At 46.4% G+C, this 23,941-nt stretch carries 25 protein-coding genes; 12 read left to right on the top strand and 13 right to left on the bottom strand.

Annotated elements, in window-relative coordinates:
- Positions 1-70: 70 nt before the first annotated feature.
- From miaB to FRZ54_RS00280, 9 genes are all read left to right on the top strand, one after another.
- Positions 71-1,504, top strand: coding sequence for a tRNA (N6-isopentenyl adenosine(37)-C2)-methylthiotransferase MiaB (gene miaB / locus FRZ54_RS00320; RefSeq protein WP_377026781.1), 1,434 nt, complete (start codon positions 71-73; stop codon positions 1,502-1,504).
- Positions 1,505-1,555: 51 nt separating this feature from the next.
- Positions 1,556-1,906 (top strand): four helix bundle protein, encoded by a 351-nt coding sequence (locus tag FRZ54_RS00315; RefSeq protein WP_147029664.1) that lies wholly within the window; start codon positions 1,556-1,558, stop codon positions 1,904-1,906.
- A gap of 50 nt (positions 1,907-1,956) precedes the next feature.
- Positions 1,957-3,183 carry a sigma-54 interaction domain-containing protein gene (locus FRZ54_RS00310; RefSeq protein WP_147029663.1) on the top strand — a complete coding sequence of 409 codons (1,227 nt, stop codon included), beginning with the start codon at positions 1,957-1,959 and terminating at the stop codon, positions 3,181-3,183.
- A 2-nt stretch (positions 3,184-3,185) separates the two neighbouring features.
- Positions 3,186-3,698, top strand: a complete 513-nt coding sequence (locus FRZ54_RS00305; protein WP_147029662.1) for an LptE family protein — start codon at positions 3,186-3,188, stop codon at positions 3,696-3,698.
- Positions 3,699-3,719: 21 nt separating this feature from the next.
- On the top strand, positions 3,720-5,429 hold the full coding sequence (locus FRZ54_RS00300) for a hypothetical protein (protein ID WP_147029661.1): 1,710 nt from the start codon (positions 3,720-3,722) through the stop codon (positions 5,427-5,429).
- Positions 5,430-5,440: 11 nt separating this feature from the next.
- Positions 5,441-5,779: a preprotein translocase subunit SecG gene (gene secG, locus FRZ54_RS00295; protein WP_147029660.1), complete on the top strand. Its 339-nt coding sequence runs from the start codon at positions 5,441-5,443 to the stop codon at positions 5,777-5,779.
- A gap of 247 nt (positions 5,780-6,026) precedes the next feature.
- Positions 6,027-6,302, top strand: coding sequence for a co-chaperone GroES (locus FRZ54_RS00290; RefSeq protein ID WP_147029659.1), 276 nt, complete (start codon positions 6,027-6,029; stop codon positions 6,300-6,302).
- Positions 6,303-6,416: 114 nt separating this feature from the next.
- Positions 6,417-8,054 carry a chaperonin GroEL gene (groL, locus tag FRZ54_RS00285; protein ID WP_147029658.1) on the top strand — a complete coding sequence of 546 codons (1,638 nt, stop codon included), beginning with the start codon at positions 6,417-6,419 and terminating at the stop codon, positions 8,052-8,054.
- Positions 8,055-8,417: 363 nt separating this feature from the next.
- Entirely contained in the window at positions 8,418-9,221 is an 804-nt protein-coding gene (locus tag FRZ54_RS00280) for a mechanosensitive ion channel family protein (RefSeq protein ID WP_147029657.1), read from the top strand.
- On the opposite strand, the gene FRZ54_RS00275 is transcribed toward FRZ54_RS00280, so the two are convergent.
- Genes FRZ54_RS00275 through FRZ54_RS00250 form a run of 6 tightly spaced genes read right to left on the bottom strand, consistent with a single transcriptional unit; the run spans position 9,222 to position 15,339 of the window.
- The gene (locus FRZ54_RS00275) at positions 9,222-10,568 is read right to left on the bottom strand and encodes a DUF58 domain-containing protein (RefSeq protein ID WP_147029656.1); all 1,347 of its coding nucleotides are present in this window, start codon (positions 10,566-10,568) and stop codon (positions 9,222-9,224) included.
- A 4-nt stretch (positions 10,569-10,572) separates the two neighbouring features.
- Positions 10,573-11,553, bottom strand: coding sequence for an AAA family ATPase (locus FRZ54_RS00270; protein WP_147029655.1), 981 nt, complete (start codon positions 11,551-11,553; stop codon positions 10,573-10,575).
- A 2-nt stretch (positions 11,554-11,555) separates the two neighbouring features.
- Positions 11,556-12,746, bottom strand: coding sequence for a DUF4350 domain-containing protein (locus tag FRZ54_RS00265; protein WP_147029654.1), 1,191 nt, complete (start codon positions 12,744-12,746; stop codon positions 11,556-11,558).
- Complete coding sequence (locus FRZ54_RS00260; protein WP_147029653.1) at positions 12,743-13,489, bottom strand: DUF4129 domain-containing protein; 747 nt, start codon at positions 13,487-13,489, stop codon at positions 12,743-12,745. Before FRZ54_RS00260 ends, FRZ54_RS00265 begins: the two co-directional genes overlap by 4 nt.
- Before the next feature lies 1 nt (position 13,490).
- Positions 13,491-14,393: a hypothetical protein gene (locus FRZ54_RS00255; protein ID WP_147029652.1), complete on the bottom strand. Its 903-nt coding sequence runs from the start codon at positions 14,391-14,393 to the stop codon at positions 13,491-13,493.
- Position 14,394: 1 nt separating this feature from the next.
- Positions 14,395-15,339 carry a stage II sporulation protein M gene (locus FRZ54_RS00250; protein ID WP_147029651.1) on the bottom strand — a complete coding sequence of 315 codons (945 nt, stop codon included), beginning with the start codon at positions 15,337-15,339 and terminating at the stop codon, positions 14,395-14,397.
- 96 nt (positions 15,340-15,435) lie between these two features.
- Here FRZ54_RS00250 and FRZ54_RS00245 point away from each other — a divergent pair, with 96 nt between their 5' ends.
- Positions 15,436-16,176, top strand: coding sequence for an RDD family protein (locus FRZ54_RS00245; protein ID WP_147029650.1), 741 nt, complete (start codon positions 15,436-15,438; stop codon positions 16,174-16,176).
- On the opposite strand, the gene FRZ54_RS00240 is transcribed toward FRZ54_RS00245, so the two are convergent.
- Positions 16,158-16,478 (bottom strand): DUF2752 domain-containing protein, encoded by a 321-nt coding sequence (locus FRZ54_RS00240; protein WP_147029649.1) that lies wholly within the window; start codon positions 16,476-16,478, stop codon positions 16,158-16,160. The two genes, FRZ54_RS00245 and FRZ54_RS00240, sit on opposite strands and share 19 nt — an antisense overlap.
- A 43-nt stretch (positions 16,479-16,521) precedes the next feature.
- Complete coding sequence (locus tag FRZ54_RS00235) at positions 16,522-17,004, bottom strand: DUF5684 domain-containing protein (RefSeq protein ID WP_228462588.1); 483 nt, start codon at positions 17,002-17,004, stop codon at positions 16,522-16,524.
- Positions 17,005-17,117: 113 nt separating this feature from the next.
- Here FRZ54_RS00235 and FRZ54_RS00230 point away from each other — a divergent pair, with 113 nt between their 5' ends.
- Both FRZ54_RS00230 and FRZ54_RS00225 read left to right on the top strand, forming a co-directional pair.
- Positions 17,118-18,545 (top strand): L-serine ammonia-lyase, encoded by a 1,428-nt coding sequence (locus tag FRZ54_RS00230; RefSeq protein WP_147029648.1) that lies wholly within the window; start codon positions 17,118-17,120, stop codon positions 18,543-18,545.
- Positions 18,546-18,677: 132 nt separating this feature from the next.
- Positions 18,678-19,988, top strand: coding sequence for an aminotransferase class V-fold PLP-dependent enzyme (locus tag FRZ54_RS00225; RefSeq protein WP_147029647.1), 1,311 nt, complete (start codon positions 18,678-18,680; stop codon positions 19,986-19,988).
- A 303-nt stretch (positions 19,989-20,291) separates the two neighbouring features.
- Here the strand turns inward: FRZ54_RS00225 and FRZ54_RS00220 are convergent, their stop codons facing one another.
- The 5 genes from FRZ54_RS00220 to FRZ54_RS00200 form a co-directional block, all read right to left on the bottom strand.
- Positions 20,292-20,972 (bottom strand): SGNH/GDSL hydrolase family protein, encoded by a 681-nt coding sequence (locus tag FRZ54_RS00220; RefSeq protein WP_228462587.1) that lies wholly within the window; start codon positions 20,970-20,972, stop codon positions 20,292-20,294.
- A 5-nt stretch (positions 20,973-20,977) separates the two neighbouring features.
- Complete coding sequence (locus FRZ54_RS00215; RefSeq protein WP_147029646.1) at positions 20,978-21,703, bottom strand: SGNH/GDSL hydrolase family protein; 726 nt, start codon at positions 21,701-21,703, stop codon at positions 20,978-20,980.
- Positions 21,704-21,746: 43 nt separating this feature from the next.
- Complete coding sequence (locus FRZ54_RS00210) at positions 21,747-22,481, bottom strand: SGNH/GDSL hydrolase family protein (protein ID WP_187359715.1); 735 nt, start codon at positions 22,479-22,481, stop codon at positions 21,747-21,749.
- Positions 22,482-22,566: 85 nt separating this feature from the next.
- Complete coding sequence (gene lipB / locus FRZ54_RS00205) at positions 22,567-23,292, bottom strand: lipoyl(octanoyl) transferase LipB (protein WP_147029644.1); 726 nt, start codon at positions 23,290-23,292, stop codon at positions 22,567-22,569.
- Between the two features lie 3 nt (positions 23,293-23,295).
- Positions 23,296-23,934, bottom strand: coding sequence for a 4'-phosphopantetheinyl transferase family protein (locus FRZ54_RS00200; protein ID WP_147029643.1), 639 nt, complete (start codon positions 23,932-23,934; stop codon positions 23,296-23,298).
- Positions 23,935-23,941 lie beyond the last annotated feature (7 nt).

The raw sequence follows: 23,941 nt of genomic DNA, 5'->3' as shown, positions 1-23,941 counted from the left end.
GTAAAACGTGACAAACTGTCACTCTAAATCTAAAAATTGTGTATTTTTGCAGTCCAATTTTCAATTAATAATGAATTTTACTATACCGGATAAGACACACGACGAGAGCAGGCAGGGCGAGGCTTTAATATTAGAGCCCGCAGACGGGAAGGCAAGCGGACGCAAGCTTTACATCGAAAGTTATGGCTGCGCCATGAATTTTTCGGATAGCGAGATCGTAGCGTCTATCCTGTCAGATAACGGCTTCGAAACAACGGGCGATTACAACAATGCCGATGTGATCTTTATCAATACCTGTTCGATACGCGAAAATGCTGAACAGCGGGTGCGTAACCGGTTGAGAGAATTCACTATTGCCAAGGTTAAAAACCCGGGTTTGGTGGTAGGCGTGCTGGGCTGCATGGCCGAGCGCCTGAAATCCAAATTCCTTGAAGAAGAAAAACTGGTAGATGTGGTTGTTGGACCCGATGCTTACCGCGATCTGCCAAACCTGATCGGTAAAGTTGACGATGGTCAAAAGGCAGTAAACGTATTGCTTTCGCGCGAGGAAACTTACGCTGATATCAACCCGGTACGATTGAACAGCAATGGCATCAATGCTTTCGTTTCCATTATGCGTGGTTGTGATAACATGTGCTCGTTCTGCGTCGTGCCTTTTACGCGCGGACGGGAGCGGAGCCGCGAACCGCAATCGATAGTAAAGGAATGTACAGAGTTGTTTAACCAGGGCTACCGCGAGGTAACTTTGCTTGGGCAAAATGTGGATTCGTATAAATGGAAGTCAGAAGTCGAAAATCAGAAGTCGGAAGATGGTAATGTTGTAAATTTCGCCAACCTGCTGGAAATGGTCGCGTTGATAAACCCCGAATTACGCGTGCGTTTCTCCACCTCGCATCCTAAGGATATTACGGATGAGGTGCTTTACATGATAGCTAAGTACGATAATATCTGCAATTATATTCACCTGCCGGTACAGTCGGGTAACAGCCGTGTACTTGAACTGATGAACCGCACTTATGACCGCGAGTGGTATGTCAATCGTATAGATGCTATCAGGAGGATCATACCGGAATGTGCGATTTCAACCGACGTGATAACCGGTTTCTGCACCGAGACAGATGAAGAGCACCGGGATACCTTAAGTATGATGGACTATGTGCAATATGATTTTGCCTACATGTTCATGTATTCGGAAAGGCCGGGCACTTTGGCAGCCAAGCGTTATGCGGACGATATCCCTGATGCCGTAAAAAGCGCCCGTTTAAAAGAGGTGGTTGCTAAACAACAGCAACATTCCTTTGCACGTTTGCAGGCACAATTGGGTAAGGTACAAAGAGTATTAATTGAAGGTTTTTCAAAAAAATCGGACAAAGACTATTGCGGGCGAAGTGACCAGAATTCAATGGTTGTATTCCCCGTAAACGAGAATTACAAACCAGGCCAGTATGTAAATGTCCTGGTCGAAAAGACTACTACTGCAACTTTGATTGGTAGGGTAGTGTAGTAGAACCAAGAAGCAAGAGTCAAGAGCCAAGAAAAGCTATATTAGAACTATATGCACAACTTTAAAAAGTTAAGTATTTGGCAAAAGGGGATGGACCTCACTGATTTGACGTTATACTATATTGAAGGGTTGCCGGCAATGGAAAGATTTAACCTGATTGACCAAATAAACAGATGTTCCTGCTCCATACCATCAAATATTGCAGAGGGGTCGGGGAAACGAACAACTAACCATTTTGTCGAATTTTTAACGACTGCGTTAACCTCATCATTTGAGTTGGAGACTCAATTGCTGATATGTGAACGCCGGAAATATGGCGATTCCGAAAAGTTGAAAGATTGTTTGGCCCTTACATCAGAAGTACAAAAAATGATTTTTTCTTTTCGTGATAATTTAAAATGACAAAGTTATCAGTCTTGAATCTTGATTCTTGACTCTTGGTTCTAATAAAAATGGAAGTACAAGAAATAAAACAACGCTTTGGTATCATCGGCAATTCGCCGCTGCTTAACCGGGCCATAACTATAGCAAACCAGGTTGCACCTACCGATATTTCTGTTTTAATAACAGGCGAAAGCGGTAGCGGTAAAGAGGTTTTTTCGCACATTATTCACCAGATGAGTCCGCGCAAGCATGGGCCCTTTATTGCTGTGAATTGCGGTGCCATCCCCGAAGGCACGATAGATTCCGAACTGTTCGGCCACGAAAAAGGCGCCTACACCGGCGCTGTTGGCGAACGCAAAGGATATTTTGAAACGGTAAACGGCGGAACGATATTCCTGGACGAAATTGCTGAAATGCCATTGGGCACGCAGGCGCGCCTGCTGCGTGTGCTGGAATCGGGACAGTTTATCAAAGTTGGTTCGTCGAAAGTTGAAAAGACAAATGTGAGGGTTATTGCTGCAACCAATGTGGACGTGTACGATGCCGTACGGAATGGTAAGTTCAGGGAGGATCTTTATTATCGCTTAAATACGGTTCCGTTAAGGATACCGCCACTGCGTGACAGGAAGGAGGATATTTATCTTTTGTTCCGCAAGTTTACCTCCGACTTTACAGATAAATACCGTACGCCGCCTATCCAGCTGGATGATGAGGCCCAGCAACTGCTCATCAATTACTCATGGCCGGGTAACGTTCGCCAGCTTAAAAATATGGCAGAACAATTAGCCGTGCTGGAACGGGACAGGCTGATAACCGCGCAGATCATACTCAACTATATCCCGCAGGAGGCCAGCAGGAGCAATTTGCCGATGCGGTTGGAAAATCAGCCTAAAGAGGACATATCGGAACGCGACATATTATATAAAGTACTGTTTGATATGAAGCGCGACATGGTAGAGCTGAAAAAGCTGGTGGCCGATATTATTGAGCATGGCGGTGTTTCGACCTCGTATGCTAATAATTCGCAAACGCTTAATCAATTGTATCGTGATATTGAATTGCCGGGAAACAATAACGACGGACAATTTACCATACAACAGCCCGTTATAAGCAATGCCAATGTGCCGTTCCATGAGGCCGAGGAAGTGGAAGAATCGCTTTCATTGGTTGAAAAGGAATCGGACCTCATCAGGAAGGCATTGAAAAAGCATAAGGGCAAGCGTAAACTGGCTGCAAATGAACTGGGAATATCCGAAAGAACGTTGTACCGCAAAATAAAAGAGCTAAATCTGTAACCATGAAAAAGGCGCTGGCAGCACTACTCCCGATAGCTATAATGGCTTTATTCAATTCATCATGCTCATTCAGCTTAAGCGGCGCATCAACCGTAGGATTAAAAACTATCAGCGTGGAATATTTTGAAAATACAGCACCGTTGGTAGTAAATTACCTTAGTCAGCAGTTTACCGAATCGTTAAAGGACAGGATACGTTCGACTACCAGCTTATCCATTGTGCAGGGCGAGGCTACGGCAAATATGAAGGGTTCAATAACAGGTTACACCATTGAACCGGTGTCGGTACAATCAACCAACAGTAACACGCCGCCTATAGCGGGCGCAGAACGCCTGACCATTACTGTAAATGTAACCTATACGAATACTGTTGATAAAAAGCTGAGTTTTACCCAGTCATTCTCTGAGCACCAGGATTTTACAGGTGAAATTTCATCGCAGGAACAGAAGCTGATAACCGAAATTAATAAACAGCTTACCGACGATATTTTTAACAGAGCCTTTGCTAATTGGTAAGCAATTTGTAGTTTCACCCTCGTGGACCAATACCTAAATAACAGGCATACCGATATTTTGTGGAAATTGCTGGCAAACCCGGCTGATAATGGCTATGCGTATAGTGCCGATCTACAGCAGCTTGCCACGGATTTTCCGCAAAGCGGGCTTTTGCAGGCTTTGTATGCGCGGTCAAACAGGGAAGGTATGGGCCACGCGGCCGCATCATTCAATCCTAAGGCGCTGTATGTATTGCTGAATGCCTATGAGAACCTGGCCGAAGTACAGGAGGGACAGATTATTCAGGAGGTAAATGGGCAGGGATACGGCAAAACTGAGAGCGTTGAAACGGAAGTAGAAGTTGCCGAAATCGGTCATCAAACAAACGGGATATCTGAATCCGAACGGCAAATTGAAAAAAACCGCGATGAGTCGGCGGTTGTAGTAGGTGGTGACGAGCAGGGGGAGATTGAAACCATAAATGACCAGTTTGAAAGCGAAACTATTACCGATGAAACAATCCATATACCGCAAGACGAATACATTCACCAGCCGGTAACTGAAATACCTGAAGAGGACCACCGCGCCACTACCCCGGTTGATGCTTTTGAAGAGGAGATCGTAGATTTCCATGAATCACTACCGGAAGAAGACATGAACCGGACCTTACAGTCTGCCGAACCTGTTTTTGAATTGCCTGAAGAAGACAGCAGGGCCGAAACACCTGCGCCGGTGTTTGAGGAGGAGTTAGCCGAATTGCATCAAACAGCAGAAGAACCGGCAACCGAAACAGAAGAAATTATCGAAGCGGAACAAGCGCCGGACGCTGACGGAGACCTGGCAAATGAATTGCCTGTAGTTGAGCAGGAGATAATAGCGCAATCGCACCCATCGGAGGATATCGACGACGATGTTTACGACGAGATTGTGGGTATAGAAAGCATCAGCTTTGCTGCGCAGGCGCCGAAACCGGTAGAAGAGGCGACACAACCCGAACCTGTCGCGGCAGCACATGAAACTGAACCAGCGGAACCGGTTTTGGATGATACTCCTCCCGTAGTTGAACAAATTGAAGAAGAGCCCGAAACAGAGGAACTAATTCCGGAAAGCCTGGCCGGAAGCGATTATTTCGTTTTCGAACGGTCGGAGCAGATTACCCGGGAGCCTGAAATGGTCGAAGAAATTACCGGCGAAGAAATAAATCACGAGGCGCCCGTCAATAAATTCAAGGCGACGGAGACAAATTATGTTTCGAAGTATCATGATGAAAAAATGCCATACACCTTTATGTGGTGGCTCGATAAAACACGCAAGGAACATGCAGGTGTTTACCAGCCGTTTAAACTGGATACTACCCAGGCCATAAGACATACCGGCGACGAAACCCTTCAGCAGCAGTATTACGAAAATATTTTTCATGTAAGCACGGTTGAGGAACTGGACCAGAGCGCTGCCGGGCTGGCGGTTGAATTTGATCCGCAAAGAAAAGAGGACAGGATCATCAAGAAGTTTATCGCCGAGGCTCCTCATATCAGTACGCCTACAGGTGATAAACTGGACAACGAGAATAAGGCCAAAAAAAGCGCAGAGGACCAGGACGAATTAGTGACCGAAACACTGGCGCGCATTTATATCGACCAGATGCTTTATCACAAAGCCATAAATACTTACAAAAAATTGATATTGAAATTCCCGGAAAAAAGCCGTTACTTTGCCGACCAGATCGAACTGTTAGAAAGAAAAATCAATTAATATAAAAAGAAATGTATTTAGTTTTAGTGATCTTGATTGTTATAGTATGTGTGCTGTTGGGAGCCATAGTATTGATCCAAAACCCTAAGGGCGGTGGTTTAACATCAAATTTCTCAAGCTCGTCGCAATTGATGGGCGTTCAGAAAACTGGTGATTTCCTTGAAAAAGGAACCTGGATACTGGCCATTGCACTGATGGTGCTTTCGCTGGCTGTGAACGTTACGGTAAAGGGCGGAGGCGCGACCTCTATCAGCGCCGAAAAGCAAAAAGAACTGGAGCAGGTAAATAAGCAAACAGGTCCGGCTACAACTACGCCGATAGCTGCACCCGCGCCCCAAAAAAGTAAATAATACCAGTTATAAAAATATTAAAAAAGGCTTTGGCATAATATCCAAAGCCTTTTTTTGGCTGAAAGCCTTTACTGACACGATGGCACTTGAATATTAAATCATCGTTAAGAATAAAACCATCCTTGACCTAAAAGTGACAATTGAACAGTTGATATGACAATATTGGTCGTACTTGGCTGCTTGGCATAATTGATGAGGATAAATGCACACGTAACCATAAATTTTATAAAATTAAATTAGTATAACAATGGCATTGAACATTAAACCTATCGGAGACAGGGTAGTAGTGGAAGCTGCTCCGGCCGAAGAGAAGACCGCATCCGGAATCATTATCCCGGATACTGCAAAAGAAAAACCTCAGCGCGGCACCATAGTTGCTGTAGGCGATGGAAAAAAAGATGAGCCTTTAACCGTTAAAGCCGGTGACCAGGTGTTATATGGCAAATATGCCGGTACCGAAATTACCTACGAAGGTAAAGAGTACTTAATTATGCGTGAATCTGATATTTACGCGGTTCTGTAAATCAATTATTGAATTATTGAAGGATTGAATTATCGAATAATGCCTTCAGTCAATAAATCAGTAAATCATTAACCCGCCTGCCGGCTGGTAGGTTCAACAATTAAAAAGAAAATCATGGCAAAACAAGTTAGATATAATGTAGAGGCACGCGACGCCTTGAAGCGCGGTGTGGATATTTTAGCCAATGCGGTTAAAGTAACTTTAGGACCAAAAGGTCGTAATGTGATCATTGATAAAAAGTTCGGTTCGCCGGCTATAACCAAGGACGGTGTTACTGTAGCAAAAGAAATTGAACTGAAAGATCCCCTGGAAAACATGGGCGCCCAGATGGTGAAGGAAGTGGCTTCGAAAACCGCTGATATCGCCGGTGACGGTACAACTACAGCTACTCTTTTGGCACAAGCCATTGTAACCGCGGGTATTAAAAACGTTGCTGCCGGTGCAAACCCTATGGACCTGAAACGCGGTATCGACAAAGCTGTTGCAGCTGTTGTTAAAAACCTGCAGAGCCAATCTCAAACTGTAGGCGAGGATAACAACAAGATCAAACAGGTTGCTTCTATTTCGGCTAATAACGACGAGATCATCGGTTCGCTGATAGCTGAAGCTATGGGCAAAGTTGGCAAGGATGGTGTGATCACTGTTGAAGAAGCTAAGGGTACTGAAACCGAAGTACGCACTGTAGAAGGTATGCAGTTCGACCGTGGTTACCTTTCTCCATACTTTGTAACTAACGCTGACAAAATGGAAGTAGAACTGGACAGCCCGTACATCCTGATCTACGACAAGAAAATTTCTTCAATGAAGGAATTACTTCCTATCCTTGAAAAACAAGTACAAACCGGCAAACCTTTGCTGATAATAGCTGAAGATCTTGACGGCGAAGCGCTGGCTACTTTGGTAGTTAACAAGATCCGTGGCTCGCTGAAAGTTGCTGCTGTTAAAGCCCCTGGCTTTGGCGATCGCCGTAAAGCAATGCTGGAAGATATTGCTATTCTTACCGGTGGTACACTGATCTCTGAAGAAAGAGGTTTCAAACTGGAGAACGCTGATCTCTCTTACTTAGGTACCGCTGAAAAAGTAGTTGTAGATAAAGACAATACGACTATCATCAACGGTGCAGGTGAAACTGCCGAGATCAAAGCCCGTGTTGGCCAGATCAAATCACAGATAGAAACCACAACTTCTGACTACGACAAAGAAAAACTGCAGGAGCGTTTGGCTAAATTGTCGGGTGGTGTTGCTGTTCTGTACGTTGGTGCTGCTACCGAAGTTGAGATGAAGGAAAAGAAAGACCGTGTTGATGATGCTTTACACGCAACCCGTGCCGCGGTTGAAGAAGGCATTGTTGCAGGTGGCGGTGTAGCTTTCATCCGCGCAGTTGAAGCTTTGGCTAACCTGAAAGGTGAGAACGAAGACGAAAATACCGGTATCCAGATCATACGCCGTGCTATTGAAGAACCATTGCGCCAGATATGCGAGAACGCAGGTATCGAAGGTTCGATCGTAGTACAGAAAGTAAAAGAAGGCAAAGCTGACTTCGGTTACAACGCACGTACCGATAAATACGAGAACCTGATCAAAGCAGGTGTTATCGACCCAACTAAAGTTGGCCGTGTAGCTTTGGAAAATGCAGCTTCTATTGCAGCGATGTTGCTGACTACCGAATGTATCTTAGCCGATGATCCGGAAGATGAAAAAGGTGGTGGCATGCCTCCAATGGGCGGTGGCGGCATGGGCGGTATGATGTAATACCTGTCCTGCCAAAACGACAAGTCAAACTGTCAAATACATATAAAACCCCTGTCTGTTTTTGCAGACAGGGGTTTCTTTTTTTCTGAACCATCCTTTTGTCATCCGCCGGTAAGCGGACGGTCATCTGTTAATCATTTGATTAACAAACAGCGATATCTAAGGATAATGGGCCTAAATTTGTTAAAGATTGTTAAACACAACTGCTTAGGCACAACAATTGAACATTACAGGTCATGAAAGCGATCAACGAGAGAGCGAGATACATAAAAACACAGATCCTTGAGTGGGTACTCATCAAGGGCCCGGAATTATTTATAACCATCTACGGTAAATAATTAATCCTTATTTTGGCCTTTATTTATGAGGCCGGAAGAATTCTACCACCAATTTCACATTTGGCTTGTTGCGAACGGCCAAAATTACATCTTCGGATTATTTATATTCATTGTAGGCTTTTGGGCCATCAGGCTTATTAAGCGGAGAATGCGCGAACGCATGGCCCGTAACAGCGTGAACTCGGCACTACGGCCCTTTTTTCAAAGTCTTACAGTTACCGCCCTTTACGTAATTCTCATCCTGTCGGTATTCAAAATAATCGGGTTCGAGCTCACTTTATTTAGTACCATCATCGGTGCGTTCAGTGTGGCTGCCGGCCTGGCTTTATCGGGCACCTTCCAAAACTTTGCGGGTGGGGTGCTTATCCTTCTGCTAAAACCATTCAATATTTCCGATTACGTGGTAGCCCAGGGGCAGGAGGGTACGGTAATGTCTATCCAGTTGTTTTATACCGTGCTTAAAACCATTGATAACCGTACTATTATTATCCCCAACGGGAAACTTTTTAACGAAGTGATCATCAACGTTAACCGCGAAAAAACACGCCGGCTTGATTTTGAATTAAAATTGGGCTACGTTGTCGAGGTGGATAAAGTGAAGGAGATAATCTACAATGCCATTAAAGCAACACCGAAGATAATAGCGACGCCAAAGCCATTAGTTGGCGTAATTGCCCTTGAAATTGATGGATTACGGTTTACGGTTAGGGTATGGGTGAAACCGGACGACTATTTAACCACCAAAATATTCCTGCAGGAAAAGATCGTAAAAGATCTCCGCGATGCTGATATTCAATTGCCGCAGCACCATGTGCTGCCGGGCACGTGATTATATCTTTTGTTTCGCCTTCAATTCGAGATAGCGGTTAATAGTATTGATAGTTAAGTTTTGCGGAGTGCTGAGAATAGATTGTATACCATGTTTTGCCAATTCTTTTACGATCAGTTTTTTGTCGTAAGCGAACTTTTCGGCTATGGTTTTGATATAGATATCTTCGACATTGGTCGCAGGTTCCTCGCTTAGTTTTTGCAATTCGGTATTTTCAAAAAACACCACAAGCAACAAGTGAAAACGCGAAATGCGTTTGAGGAACGGCAGTTGGCGTTCCAGGCCGGACATGCTTTCGAAATTTGTAAAGAACACAACTAAGCTCCGCTGTTTCAGTACCCTGCGGATGGTGGAATACAGCAGTTCCATGTTGGTTTCCAGGTAGCGGGTCTTCTCTTTATAAAGCACCTCTAATATGCGGTTGATCTGGGTGGCCTTTTTATCGGCCGGTACCACGGAACCTAATTTTTCGGCGATTGTTATCAGGCCGGCTTTATCTTCTTTCAATAATGCCACATTCGACAGTACCAGGCTTGCATTAATGGCATAGTCAAGCAGGCTCAATCCCTCGAAAGGCATTTTCATCGTGCGCGACTTGTCGATCACACAATACACATGCTGCGATTTTTCGTCAGTATAAATATTGGTCATCAGGGTGCCATGCCTGCCTGTCGCTTTCCAGTTTATGGTACGGAAATCATCTCCTGCTACATAGTTTTTTACCTGTTCAAATTCGAGGCTGTGCCCAAGACGGCGAATTTTTTTTATGCCTATTTCATTTAGCCGGTTAGATATGGCCATCAGTTCATACTTGCGCATTTGCAGAAAGGACGGGTAAACAGGTAAGGTTTCATCCTGGCTGAAGGTGTATCTTCTGCGGATAAGGCCAAGTGGTGTTTTGACAAAAACTCTTACGGCGCCAAACTCGTATTCGCCGCGCTTGGTGGGGCGCAGCAGGTAATTGATCAGCTTATGCTGCTGTTGTTTCAGCGTGGTTTTAAACCAGATGTCGCGCTTTTGGAACTGGAACGGGATCTCATCGATAATGCCAATTGATACATTGAAGGGGTACAGGTTTTCGATATAGATGCCCAGTTCATTTTCATCGCCGTTGCTCAATCGTTCAGGCGCATGCCGGCGGGCGAACACACCTTTTGAGGAGCGGTAAAGCATCATCACATCGATGAGAAAGAGTGCCAGCACCGTCCAGAAAAACAAGCCGGGCAGCACACCCAGCCAGGGGAAGAAAAAAGAGAACAGGAAGAACACAACGCTTGCCGCCAAAGCAGCAAACAGCCGGTTGGTTAAAAATAGATCTTTATAAAATAACCTGTAAAGCTTTTTCACGCGTTTATCGTGGTACCTCGATTTTCTGAATGATCTGTTTGATTACCTCGTCAGGACTTATGCCTTCCATTTCCTTGTCGGGTGTCAGCATTATACGGTGCCTTAATACCGATGGCGTTACCCAAACAATATCATCGGGTGTTACAAAATCGCGCCCGCGTATGGCTGCTATGGCTTTTGCGGCGCTTACTATTGCAAGCGATGCCCGTGGCGAAGCGCCCAGGAACAATGATTTACTGTTCCGGCTCTCGTTGGTTATCCTGGCCACAAATTCCAGTATCCGTGGTTCAACATGCAGGCCCCGTACTATTTGCCGCAGCGTAATAATGTCCCCCTTAGATAATATTGGAGTGATATGCGACAGCTGCTCCGTGGTAACCTGCTGATGTTGTTGGGTAAGAATAGTTATTTCCTCCTCGAGCGTAGGGTACTTCACCTCTATCTTGAACAGGAACCTGTCCAGTTGTGCCTCGGGCAACCTGTAAGTGCCTTCCTGTTCAACAGGGTTTTGTGTGGCCAGCACCAAAAATGGCTCATCCATTTTATAGTTGTGACCGTCCACAGTTACCTGCCGCTCTTCCATCACTTCGAACAAGGCTGACTGCGTTTTTGCCGGCGACCGGTTGATCTCATCTATCAGCACGATGTTCCCGAAGATCGGCCCGGGTTTAAACTCGAAGTCGATGCTTTTAGGATTGAATACAGAAGTGCCAACTACATCTGATGGCATCAGGTCGGGGGTGAACTGTATGCGCGAGTATTTTGCATCGATAGCTTTTGCGATGAGCTTAGCTGTCAGGGTTTTGGCCACGCCAGGTACACCTTCTATCAGCACGTGCCCATCGGCCAGTATGCCCGCTATGAGCAGATCGATGGTATCACGCTGACCGACAATGATCTGGCCGAGGGTGCTTTTTATTTGCTCCACCGCCGCATTCAGTTTGCTCAGATCGGTACGTTGTTTAAATAATTCTTCTTCTTCCATGTTTACCTGGATTTAATATAAAATTGTTCGATAAGTTGGTTAAGCTTGATCAGGTCGTCGTCCGTTACCCGCTGCCCGTTTATATAATGCAGGTGCATCACTAATTCTCCCGCCAGCGTGTCGCCGATGCCTGTTTTTTGCGCTAATCGTTCGATAAATTCCTTGTCGAGCACGTTGGTTTTTAAATGATAAACGGTACGTAAATGCTCGAGGAAATATACAACCTTCTTCTGAGCTATATTGGCGTTATTTCGCTGCTCGTAATATACCTGCCCCACCACATTCACAAAATCGACCGTTGAATTGCGTAAAGGCTCAATAATCGGAATGATACGCTGTCGGCGTTTCATTTCGTACAGGATAAATATCAGCATGCCACCTAAACTTAAATAGTACGCCCATTGCAGGCTGGGGTTTGAGAAAAATACCCGCAACGGCGACATATCCTTTTCTATATCACCGTTTTGAAAATGATCCCAGTACACCACCGGTTGCACGGGCATATAAGACAGTGCTTTGGCTGCATAATCGGCACCCTGCTCACTTAGCAGGCTATAATTAGTAAACAGTTCGGGGTTTGCACAAAGGAATAATGTGCCTTTGCCAAATTTATAGGAAATGAAATTAGGGTCGCCCGATCCATTCTTCCCCAAAACTACTGCCCGGCTGGTATCGAAAGTAGAAAAATACCCGCTTGCTATGCCATTATTAAATTTGTAGTCCTTATTTCTTTTTAATTTGTTATTAGTGAAATTGATACTGGTTTCATTAGATTTTAGCTCCAGGTTGGTCTCAATTTTTAACGTGTCCGCCAGTACGTTTTTTAAGCCGGTAAATTTTCCCGGGTATGAGTTTGTAGCGATAAAAACCGAGTTGCCCTTCTCAAGGTATTTCAGCAGCTCCCTGAAATCGTATTTGTTAAATTTTACATCCCCGGAAATGATGATGTAATTGCTGTTTACAATGCTGGTATCGTGAAACTGATCATAAAAGGTCCTATTGGTCCCCTTTACCTCGGCACCGGGGAAAAGCTGCTTCAACTCGCGGTAGGCAATATAAGTGCCGTAGGGTATCTTATCGTTGTATGAAAGCGTGGGCTTCCAAAGCGTTGGATGCGGTTTATTGTATTCGGCTACCAGGTAAACGACGATGAGCGTAATGGCGACGATATATATCAACTTCAAACTCCTCATACCGCTTTCTCCCTCTTATTAAAATCGCTGAATGAATGCGCTATGGTATTATAAACAACATCGTTAATTGAAAACTCGCCGTACCAAACATATTCAAACTGGCGGGTAAGCAGGCCAAACGCGTTTCGCTGCTCGTCATTTTTAAGTTCGTAAATGTATTGGCTGTTGGTCTTGTCTATCTCCCATGCTATCACGCCAGCATCGCTCAACTGCTTCAGGCACCTGAGATAAAGCAGCCGTACGGCAAAGCGATAATTGTGTGCCGCTACAGCTTTTTCTATCTCGGCGTCAAAATCGATGGTATTGATGTCCTCGAAAAACTCAGAATAAGGCACGGTAGGAGGGGCTGTTTTTGACAGGATACTGCGCGGGTCCATACCAACTGCTTTTAATATGGCATAGATGAGTGCCCCAACCGCAGCGACTATCAGCAGTATCTCGATAATGTTCAGTATAACCCCCAGCACACTTAGTCCCCTGAACATGAACAGGCTCCAGAACCACCGCCAGAATCGTATCCAGAAACGGTCCCACCATGTAAGCTCATTACTGGTGCTGTTATACTTAAATTCAGGCTGTTCACTATATTTTTTGATCGAAGCTTTATCAAAACTCCTTAGGCTAACATCTGCCGAAGTATCAACTTTTACCACAGCGGCGGCCTTATGTTCCGTTTTTTTGGCGACGGAACCATGCGCGGCATTAATGGCCAGCAAAAAAAGTATGAGGTAAAGCAGTCGCATTTTAATATTCCTCCGGTTCGGGCCCGGGCGTTGGTTCGTTAGTACCGAATTGGTTGATACGCTCCATAAGTCCTGTTCCTTCCTTCATCTCTGTCAGGCTGAAATAAACAACCCCTACCGCTACAACCATCAGCATATGAAAAAAGTAAGAGACGGATTGCAACAGTGTGGTGATAATAGAAATAGGTAATGATAATGCCTGGCTATTTTTGGTAAGATGTAAGAATACATTGCCCGCCCCGAGTATCATTGACGGTACCGATACGATCAGGTTGATCACGTATAATACAATATAAATTACCACAAACACACCAAATGTCGACCACCAATTGTCTTTTATTAATTTGAAACTTTGGTTGAATGCATAACCAAAGCTTGTATTTTCGGCGATCATGATAGGTGTTACCAGGGCAAATATGGGTGAAAGATAAATGCCCGGTACAAGGCAAAACATGAACCCGATTATAAGCAATATATATAACAGGATATTTGATCCCAATATTTTTAAGTAATAATATTTAATGTAGCCCCACATTTCTTCGGTAGTAGGGAGCGTGTTTTGCTTTTGCCTGTAAAGCGTCATAAAGCAAAAAACAGTTACATTAAGGGCCACGTACTGCAAAACCATGAAAACAGCGTAAACCAATAGACCTCCTATCATTGAAAAAACCCGGCTAAAGGCATTCGAGTCGTCAAAGGCGTTCGGGTCATAACTGCTGTCATAAAAATTAAAAGCTTTGATCTCTATCAGGATCATTGAAGCCGCTGAGAAGATCAGGAAAAGGCCGCAAAAGATGAAGAAATATTTGAGCAGTGGTTTGAAATTTTCCTTGATAAACGTAAACGTATCGCTAATGATCTCTCCAAAATCACGCGGCTTAGCAAGTTCCATGTTAGGTGACATATCAGGTTCGGGTTTTATTAATTTTATTAGGATAGATAATTACATACCACACCATAAAAGTTAGTGATGATGCAAGTATCGTAATACTTAGCCATATTGGCATTTCGGTGTGGCGGGTTACAAAGCTTTCAAATGTAGCTGCTATAATAAAAAGCGGTACCAGGCCTATGGCAAGTTTCATACCGTCCCTGGCTCCTTTTTTTAGCGATGCCAGCCGGGTGTAGGTTTTTGGGAACAATAGGCTGTTACCCAGCACAAGCCCCGCAGCGCCTGCAATAATGATGGACGATATTTCGATAGTGCCGTGTATCCATATTACCAATACCGACTGTGCACCAAGCCCCTTGCTAAAGAAGTAATACTCAAAAGACCCCAGCATAATGCCGTTTGTAAACAAATGATAAACCGCGCCAACAGAAAATATGATACCGCTGACAAAAATCACCAGCGATACATAAATATTATTGGCCGCTATACCCATAAACATCAGGAACTCCTGGTGGCTTTTGTAAACGCCGAACGGATCGCCTTTGGCGATGTTATCGTTTGTCATATCCACATACTGGTCGCCAAGTATGAGCCTCAGGAAATTGGGATCATACCTGGCCGATAGAACACCCATCAAACAAAACACGAAGAAGAAGATGAAGGAGTACAGCAGCTGCCTCTCATAAGTTTTGAATAAAACAGGCAGTTCTAATTTCCAGAATGTGATAAAGCGGTTGCGCTTTTCGGTCTTGTTTTTATAAATGGTCTGATGCAGTTTGGCGGCCAGCCCATTAAGGTATTCTGTCGTTTTCGACTTGGGATAAAAAGTTTTTGCGTAGGCCAGGTCATCGGTTATTTTAATGAATCTTTCGGCCACCTCGTCAGGGTCGGTAACCGGCGCCTGCTCAAAATGTCTCCACTGTTCGGCGTTTTGCTTAACAAATAAGGGCTCGCGCATGTATAAATGACGGGGATTTAATAATGGCTTAAAATAATTACAATAATTTTATCTTTCAACTAAAAAAGTATATTAGTATCCCGATAACCTTTACGCATGCAAACAATAAAAATAACCACCTCCCAGAACATTGATATAGATTACGAAGTTGCCGGATTGGGAGAGCGGATAGTGGCCCGGCTGATAGACATGGGCATTCTGATCGTGTTGTTTCTTCTCGGTCTTTTTTTGGGCATAATGGCGGGCGTTTATTCCAATTCCGAAACCATCGTCATTATAGCTTATGTCACTTTTTTGGTGATACTCGTTTTTTACGACCTTGGCTTCGAGATATTCATGAACGGCCAGAGCATTGGCAAGCGCATTATGAAGATCAGGGTCATCAGCCTCAATGGTTCACAGCCCAATGTAGGCCAATATGTATTAAGATGGCTGTTCCGTATCGTCGATTTTGGAATAGAACCCGGATTGGTGGCGCTGGTGGTAGCTGCGATCAGCGAAAAACCACAACGACTGGGCGATATCGTAGCAGGTACCATGCTTATCAGAACCGTGCCGCGTACCAAAATGAACAACATCGTTTTTATGCCCATGTACGACGGTTACCAGCCGGTTTTCCCTGTTGCCGCGCAGCTAAACGACCGCGATATCGAACTGATACACGAAGTAATAAACTCCTATCAGAAAACCGGTAATAACGTAGTAGTTTACAACATGGCCCAGCGGGTTAAAGAGCACTTGAATGTAGAACCACCGCAGGGAATGAACGATATGCTTTTCCTGCAAACCATCATTAAGGATTACAGCCACATCAGCGCTCAGGCCGATACCATGTGATGGGTTAAGATACGATACATCTTAATACAGTAGCTGATCAGTACCATCGATCCTATCACCATGTAAACCGTCTTTTTTATCATCTCGTTTTTGGTATCGAGCTTAAAAATCCGGTCGGCTATGCCATAAGCAAAAAACAACAGCAAAGGTATAGCCGCTGGGTATAGAGCAAAGCTTTTAGGAAGATCGCCCTGCACCAATGCCAGTACCGAACGCTGGAAGCCACAGCCCGGGCAATCAATGCCCGTCACATATTTGAAAGGGCAGGGCAATAAATGACCCTGCAGCCATCTGATAAACATCAAACAGTTGCAGGGTATCAATATTTTTATAACAGGTAACAAATTAAGCTTCTGGTGCTGACGGCGGCGTTGGTGGCGGCGGAGGAGGGTTAAATGGGTCTTTATAATTTAGCGAAGGATCGATAGGTCTAAGGCCCCCTTCGGCACCGGCAGGGCCCAGGTACTGATAGTTCCCAAAAGCAAGTATCGGATAGAAGATCACTCCCAAAAGCAGCAATCCAACAGTAAATCCTTCGCTTTGGCCAAAGCTTTTACTTAGCAAATTTGTTGTCCATACCAAAAACACGATATTAACGCATGGCACCAGGAACAGCAGTATCCACCATGTTGGTTTGCCAACAATTTCCAATAAAACAATGATGTTATAAATGGGCACTATTGCAGCCCAGCCTGGTTTGCCTGCTTTGGTATAAATTTTCCATTGTGCGATGATCATCACCGTCGCAACGATAAGCGCAGGGATCAGCATTACCGCAAAGAAGGCGCCGATCGCGGCTCCTGCGGAATAAGCATCGTAATTTTCCATTGTGTAATAGGTTTTTAAGTTGTAAGTTTTAGTTGAAATGAAGCTAATAATTAATTTTCAGAATACAAAATGTTGACAATGAACATTGTGTTACTATATGTAAGTTTGCATGGATGAAGCGCGAACAAATTTCAGTATTCGATATTTTTAAGATAGGTATAGGCCCATCAAGCTCGCACACGCTGGGACCCTGGCGTGCGGCGCAGCAGTTTGTAAAGGTTCTGCAACAACAGGGCGTGCTGCCCATGGTAACAGGCATCAAGATACTGCTGTACGGCTCGCTGGCCAAAACAGGCAAGGGCCACGGTACTGATATTGCAATTCTGCTCGGCCTTAGCGGCGACGACCCTGTAACCTTTGACGTTAGCGCAATTGACGATAAAATAGCGGGTATCAAAACCGCTAATAAGCTCATGCTTGGCGGCATCCACGAGATCAGCTTTTACGAACCCGAAGACCTCCTGTTCCTTTATAACGACCAGTTGCCCTTTCACCCCAATGCGGTAACTTTCCAGGCGTTTTTGAGCAATGACAGGGCCGTTTCCGACACGTATTATTCCATCGGCGGGGGGTTTGTGGTGAAGGAAGGCGGCGAGGCACAGGCCAAAACCGAGGTCGACCTGCCGTTCCCTATCGAGCACGCCGGCGACCTGCTCCACTGGTGCCTCAAAACCGGTCTCAAAATTTCTGAAGTAGTAATGGAGAACGAATTGGCCTGGCAACCCGAGCAGGACGTACGCAATGGCATACTCAACATCTTCCGCGTTATGCGCGAGTGCATATACCGTGGCTGCCACACCACCGGCTACCTGCCCGGCGGCCTCAACGTGGCCCGGCGCGCGGCATCGCTTAACCGTAGGCTCATTGGCAACCACCCTTATCAAAATTACGAGGAGTGGGTTGCGGCCATCCGCGAAACTGGTAACACGTTCAAAAACACGCTCGACTGGGTAAGCTGCTTTGCCCTGGCCGTTAACGAGGAGAACGCCTCCTTCGGTCGTGTGGTTACTGCCCCTACCAACGGCGCAGCGGGTGTGGTGCCCGCTGTGCTGCAATACCTCATCGTATTTTGCGACGGCTTCAGCGACGAAAAGATCATTCAGTTTATATCCACCGCATCCGAGGTGGGCAGCATATTCAAAAAGGGTGCAACCCTTAGCGCAGCGATGGGTGGCTGCCAGGCCGAGATCGGCGTATCATCCGCTATGGCGGCGGCGGCGCTTACCGAATGCCTCGGCGGCTCGCAGCGGCAGGTACTGATGGCCGCAGAAATTGCCATGGAGCACCACCTCGGCCTCACCTGCGACCCTATCGGCGGACTGGTGCAGGTACCCTGTATCGAGCGGAACACCATGGGGGCCATCAAGGCTATCACCGCATCGCAGTTGGCCCTGCAAACCAACCCCGACAACGCCAAAGTAAGCCTCGACGCCGTGGTAAAAACCATGTGGCAAACCGCCCTCGATATGAACTCCAAGTACAAAGAAACCTCCGACGGTGGCCTGGCTATTAATATACCTATCAGCTTGCCGGAATGTTAGTTAGTGAATGGTCAATGGTTACCAGCGAGTAAGAGGCCTTTTTATTTACTATTCACCACTCACTATTGACAATTCATTATTCATCACAAAATTTCCCTAACTTAGTTACCTCAATAACCAACTTATCATATCATGACAGATCGCAGAAACTTCATCAGGCAGGCTGCTACGCTCGCGGGCGCGTTCTCTGCTGCCAGTATGTTTAACCAGGTGCATGCCGAAGAATTGCAAAGGGCCTCCAAACGTATCAACCACCTCGACGCCGCGCAAGTGGCGGAGGACGAGGAATACTGGAGCATCATCCAAAGCGCCTATACCGTAAACCCCGGCATCATCAACCTGAACAATGGCGGCGTATCGCCTTCGCCGCTGGTGGTGCAGCAGGCCGTGGCGCGGTATAACGATCTGGCAAACCAGGGTCCTTCGTACTATATGTGGCGCATCCTCGACCAGGGCCGCGAACCCCTGCGCGATAAACTGGCCGAGCTGGCCGGTACCCTGTCCGACGAAATTGCCGTCAACCGCAACGCCACCGAGGCGCTCAATACCATCATCTACGGTCTGCCCCTGCAAAGCGGCGACGAGGTGATTGGCACCAAACAGGATTACCCGCACATGATACAGGCCTACAAAAAAAGGGCCCAGCGTGATGGTATTGTGTACAAGCAGATCAGCTTCGACTTCCCGATAGAGAACGACGACCAGATAGTAAATGCCTACGCCGATGCCATTACGCCCAAAACCAAACTGATACACGTTACCCACATGATAAACTGGGTGGGGCAGATAATGCCGGCACGCAAAATAGCCGATATGGCGCATGCCAGGGGCATCGAGGTGATCGTGGATGGTGCGCACAGCTTCGGCCTGATGGATTTTAAAATACCCGATCTGCATTGCGACTACTTCGGCACCAGTCTGCACAAGTTTTTGTCGGCCCCCATTGGCAGCGGCATGCTCTGGATAAAAAAGGAAAACATAGCCAAAGTATGGCCCCTGGTATGCGGCGACAAGGCAAATGACCCCGACATACGCAAGTTTGAGGACCTGGGCACCCGCAGCTTCCCGATAGAGCAGGGAATAGGCGAGGCCATCAACTTTCACGAGGGTATTGGCCCCAAACGCAAGGAGGAACGCATACGCTACCTCAAAAATTATTGGGCATCGCGCGTAAAGGACATCCCGAAAGTAAAGCTGCACACCTCGCTAAAACCACAGTACTCCTGTGCCATCTGCGGCGTCAGCATCGACGGTATGACGCCCGGCGAGCTCGACAATGCCCTGTTCAACCAGTACAAGATACACACTGTCGGCATCGTGTGGGAAAACATCAGCTGCGTACGCGTCACCCCCCACGTTTACACCCGCACCCAGGACCTGGATAAACTGGTACGCGCCATTACCGAATTAGCCGGAAAAGCGAAGGGGGAGAAGAGTAAGTAAGGTTAGTCCTGAGTCGGGAGTCTTAAGTCTTAAGTTGGGTTGGCTCATGACTCCGAACTTAAGACTCAGGACTCGATAAGGGCGCCCGGGCGGGCTATACGCTTATACTGCACAAGGCTTTAATCACCGGCCGGTATCGCTTCTATCCCTGGCGCAAATTGAACACGGTTTAGATTATTTTAGAGATTAACAGGCCCCGCGGCAATTGAGTGGCACGAATTATTGTGTGTTTCCGCTTCTTCCTATCCCTACCCGACACTTTAGTCACCAGGCATCATAAACCACCGGCCCAGCCCCCAACGCCTAATGCCCAATCCCCAACACCTTAATGATCTTCCGCTCCAGCTTATCCACCCAAAGCTTATACATTTTGCCCGAGGGGTGCAGGTGGTCGGCGGCCAGGTAGGCGGGGTCGTCGCCGAGCGCGCGTGATATGCCGGTAATGTCGATATAGTTAACCACCGCCTTTTCGCTTTCTTCGCGATTGATCTGGTTATAGGCGTCAATGTCTTTGGCTATCTTCTCCGGGCTGCGAATGGCAGCAAAAGGCGTCACGCCCCAGTCGGGTATGGAAAGTACAAAAACATGGGCCTTGTTACCTTTGGCGTAAGCGATGGCAGTTTTCAGCAATTGCACAAACTCCACCCGATAGGTATCTATGCTGATACCCTGGAACTGGTTATTCACCCCTATCAAAAGCGTTACTATATCGAACTTCTGGTTAACGCCGCTGTTGGCAATGCCTTTGATCAATTCGTCGGTGCGCCAGCCATTTTGGGCAATAAGGGTAGGCGAGGGGATATTAAGCCCTTTGCTCTTCAGTTTAGCCGCCAACTGGTAGGGGAAGGAATCTTCAGCCGGCACCAACCGGCCGACAGTATACGAGTCGCCCAAAGCAAGGTAGGCAAGGGTATCGGCAGCAAAACATTTGACACCGCTCCAGGTGCAGAGGGACATAACCAAAAGCAGTCGAATGCGTCTCATTATGCTCAGTGTTTGGAAAATTGTGAAATTACTTTTGGCGCCAGCTGGTCGACCCACAGCGCATACATCTTCCCCGAAGGATGCAGTCCATCAAGGGCTATCAGGTCGGGCTCTGTCGCCGCCTGTCGCGAGATACCAGTAATGTCCAAATAATTCACCCCCTCATCAGTACTAATAGATTTATTGATGGCATTAAATTGGTCAATCACCGGACCGATCTGCGCGTCGTTACCACCGGCAAATGGCGTCACGCCCCAATCAGGTATGGACAGTACAAATACATGGCTTTTATTCTCCCCGGCAAACGCAATGGCAGTCTCCAGTACCTGTTTAAACTTTATGCGGTAATTATCCTGGGTCAGGTTCTGGTACTGGTCGTTCACGCCTATCAGCAGTGTAACCATATCGTATGTTTTACCCTCCAGTCCGCTTTGCGCTATGGCGTTGATCAGGTTATCGGTTGTCCAGCCGGTAGTTGCTATTACTTTCGGGGGGTACGCAAATGCTAACCCCTGGTGGTTAACCAGCCGGACCAGCTGTTGCGGGTACGCTTCGGTATTCGCCACTGCCTCGCCAATAGTGTACGAGTCGCCCAGCGCCAGGTAGGTCATGGTATCGGCAACAACAGAAGTAGAGGTGTCATTTGATGTCATGGGTATGGTATCGGCTTGTTTTTTGGAGCAGCCCGCCAAAGCTGCAATAGTAAGAATAATGGAACAAATTATTTTCATGCTGCCTCCATCAATAGATACGGGAACAGAATGCTTTGGGATTTTAATTCGACGTAAATGTCGCTGTGATATCGCCATACACACGGTTGATCCAAAGCGCATACATTTTGGCCGAAGGGTGCAGCCCGTCGCCTGCGGTAAGCGTCGCATCGTTCGCCGCCAGTTCCGAGATGGCGCTGATATCCAAATAACTTGCCCCCAGCTTTTTGCTTTCGGCCTCGTTGATTGAATTAAACGTTGCCACATCCGCTTTGATCTTCGCCCTATTCATCCCCGCAGCAAACGGCGTTACAGACCAATCAGGAATAGAGATAACAAACACCCTGCTGTGGTAGCCCCGGGCATATTCAATTGCCTGTGTTATCAGTTGGTCGACCTGTAAAGTATAAGTCGTAAAGTCTGTCCCCTTATTTTCATCATTAACCCCAATAAGTAATGTTACGAGATCAAATTTGCGGGTAACATTCGCTGCTTTTATACCCGCTAACAGGTCGCTTGCAGTCCATCCCTGGAAAGCCACAACACGGGGGGAGTTGATCAAATAATTCTGGCTACTCAATTGCGCAGCTAACTGATAGGGATAAGATTCGCTTTGCGAAACCCCCGCGCCATAAGTATAAGAATCACCAAGCGCCAGGTAAGAAACAGAATCATTTGGATGAATAACCGGTGGTGTTTGCGAATTATTGACCGCCGTATCACGCGCCGGAATAAACTCGTTCTTCTTTCCGCAGCCGATCAACATCAGTAACATCAAACCAAAAACGGGTACCCTCATACAAACCATACGGAGATAAAAGAGTAATGGTTTTCTGCTGAGGATTAATGAGGGCGCAAATACCTTTTAACTTTAACCTTTTGTCTTACTCCAGTTCCATCTCAAACAACTGGGCTATATAACCTTTAAGAACAGACTTCACCTCGTTCATATCCAATTTTCTCCCCAGTTCGCGCTGCATGGATGTTACATCTTTATCGTCGATACCGCAGGGCACTATGTTTTTGAAATAATCCAGGTCGGCATTTACGTTAAACGCAAAGCCATGCATGGTAACCCAGCGACTGCACCTAACGCCTAAAGCGCATATCTTACGCGCTTTCTCATTGTCAGCATCGAACCATACGCCGGTATAGCCGGGGTACCGGCCCGCTTTTAAACCATAGTCGGCCAGTGTAAATATCACTGCTTCTTCCAGCGTTCTCAGGTAAAGATGTATGTCGGTAAAGAAATTATCAAGATCTAATATCGGGTAACCCACTATCTGGCCCGGCCCATGATAGGTAATATCGCCGCCACGGTTAATAGGATAATAGGATGCATTTTTTTCTTTCAGGCCCTGTTCATCCAGCAGCAAATGCTCCGGCTTGCCGCTTTTACCAAGCGTGTACACGTGCGGATGTTCGCAAAAAACGAGGTAGTTACTTGTGGGCTCTTCTTCCTGGTATTCGTCGCCTTCGGTGGCTATCATTTTGTTACGGTTGGCCGTCTTCAGCGCAACAGTCTCGCCAAACAAGGCCTCCTGTTTGTCCCAGGCCACTTTGTAGTCTGTCAATCCCCAATCCTGGAAGTATACCTTTTTGTTCTTCATAACCTATCCCTTTACATAACCTATCATGTACCCGTCATACCGAAGGTAATCTACCCGGTAATCCAGCTTTACGGCACCTTTTTTCAAATGGGCGCCTACCGTTCCTTCGCCATCAAAGTTAAATGCATCCAGCGAGATATTATCGGCGAAAGACACTTCTTTTTGGCCGTAACATTTATACACGGCTTCCTTGGCGCACCAGCATACATACAACTGGTTTATTTTATCCTGATCGCCGATAAAGGAAAGTTCTTCCGGGCGCATAAATTTCGGCGCTATGCGTTCAACCTTTTCCTTTACCTGCTCAATGTCAATACCTACGGGCCTGCTCTTGCTCATCATCACAGCCGCATAATCGAATGAGTGACTGAGAGAAATATGATAGGGGAGTTCAACCAGGTAAGGCTTTCCGTGTTCATCAACCTTGCAGTCGATGTATTCGCTGGTATTCAGCATGGTGCGCAGCAGCACGCGTGTACCCAGCCAGTGCAGGTGGCGTTTGCCATGGCTCAGCAGTTCTACATAAGCCTTCTCATGCTCGTCAAGTTGTAGCTGGCTGTACAGGTCATCGGCCCGCTCTTCTATCTTCCAAAGGGCAAATTCGGTATCGCTATCGACCTGCTTCCTGTATGCTATCGCCATAAAAGTA

Origin of the sequence: Mucilaginibacter ginsenosidivorans (assembly GCF_007971025.1) — a bacterium.
GTDB classification, from domain to species: domain Bacteria; phylum Bacteroidota; class Bacteroidia; order Sphingobacteriales; family Sphingobacteriaceae; genus Mucilaginibacter; species Mucilaginibacter ginsenosidivorans.
This window is presented reverse-complemented; position numbering and strand designations above follow the sequence as displayed.

Coding starts and splice junctions, on each gene's coding strand:
- FRZ54_RS00270 (WP_147029655.1), bottom strand. CDS start 11,553: ATGGAAGAAGAAGAATTATTTAAACAACGTACCGATCTGAGCAAACTG.
- FRZ54_RS00265 (WP_147029654.1), bottom strand. CDS start 12,746: ATGAGGAGTTTGAAGTTGATATATATCGTCGCCATTACGCTCATCGTC.
- FRZ54_RS00260 (WP_147029653.1), bottom strand. CDS start 13,489: ATGCGACTGCTTTACCTCATACTTTTTTTGCTGGCCATTAATGCCGCG.
- FRZ54_RS00255 (WP_147029652.1), bottom strand. CDS start 14,393: ATGTCACCTAACATGGAACTTGCTAAGCCGCGTGATTTTGGAGAGATC.
- miaB (WP_377026781.1), top strand. CDS start 71: ATGAATTTTACTATACCGGATAAGACACACGACGAGAGCAGGCAGGGC.
- FRZ54_RS00210 (WP_187359715.1), bottom strand. CDS start 22,481: ATGAGGGTACCCGTTTTTGGTTTGATGTTACTGATGTTGATCGGCTGC.
- FRZ54_RS00280 (WP_147029657.1), top strand. CDS start 8,418: ATGAGGCCGGAAGAATTCTACCACCAATTTCACATTTGGCTTGTTGCG.
- secG (WP_147029660.1), top strand. CDS start 5,441: ATGTATTTAGTTTTAGTGATCTTGATTGTTATAGTATGTGTGCTGTTG.
- FRZ54_RS00225 (WP_147029647.1), top strand. CDS start 18,678: ATGACAGATCGCAGAAACTTCATCAGGCAGGCTGCTACGCTCGCGGGC.
- FRZ54_RS00220 (WP_228462587.1), bottom strand. CDS start 20,972: ATGAGACGCATTCGACTGCTTTTGGTTATGTCCCTCTGCACCTGGAGC.
- FRZ54_RS00250 (WP_147029651.1), bottom strand. CDS start 15,339: ATGCGCGAGCCCTTATTTGTTAAGCAAAACGCCGAACAGTGGAGACAT.
- FRZ54_RS00305 (WP_147029662.1), top strand. CDS start 3,186: ATGAAAAAGGCGCTGGCAGCACTACTCCCGATAGCTATAATGGCTTTA.
- FRZ54_RS00315 (WP_147029664.1), top strand. CDS start 1,556: ATGCACAACTTTAAAAAGTTAAGTATTTGGCAAAAGGGGATGGACCTC.
- FRZ54_RS00200 (WP_147029643.1), bottom strand. CDS start 23,934: ATGGCGATAGCATACAGGAAGCAGGTCGATAGCGATACCGAATTTGCC.
- FRZ54_RS00230 (WP_147029648.1), top strand. CDS start 17,118: ATGAAGCGCGAACAAATTTCAGTATTCGATATTTTTAAGATAGGTATA.
- FRZ54_RS00310 (WP_147029663.1), top strand. CDS start 1,957: ATGGAAGTACAAGAAATAAAACAACGCTTTGGTATCATCGGCAATTCG.
- lipB (WP_147029644.1), bottom strand. CDS start 23,292: ATGAAGAACAAAAAGGTATACTTCCAGGATTGGGGATTGACAGACTAC.
- FRZ54_RS00215 (WP_147029646.1), bottom strand. CDS start 21,703: ATGAAAATAATTTGTTCCATTATTCTTACTATTGCAGCTTTGGCGGGC.
- FRZ54_RS00245 (WP_147029650.1), top strand. CDS start 15,436: ATGCAAACAATAAAAATAACCACCTCCCAGAACATTGATATAGATTAC.
- FRZ54_RS00235 (WP_228462588.1), bottom strand. CDS start 17,004: ATGGAAAATTACGATGCTTATTCCGCAGGAGCCGCGATCGGCGCCTTC.
- FRZ54_RS00290 (WP_147029659.1), top strand. CDS start 6,027: ATGGCATTGAACATTAAACCTATCGGAGACAGGGTAGTAGTGGAAGCT.
- groL (WP_147029658.1), top strand. CDS start 6,417: ATGGCAAAACAAGTTAGATATAATGTAGAGGCACGCGACGCCTTGAAG.
- FRZ54_RS00240 (WP_147029649.1), bottom strand. CDS start 16,478: ATGTTTATCAGATGGCTGCAGGGTCATTTATTGCCCTGCCCTTTCAAA.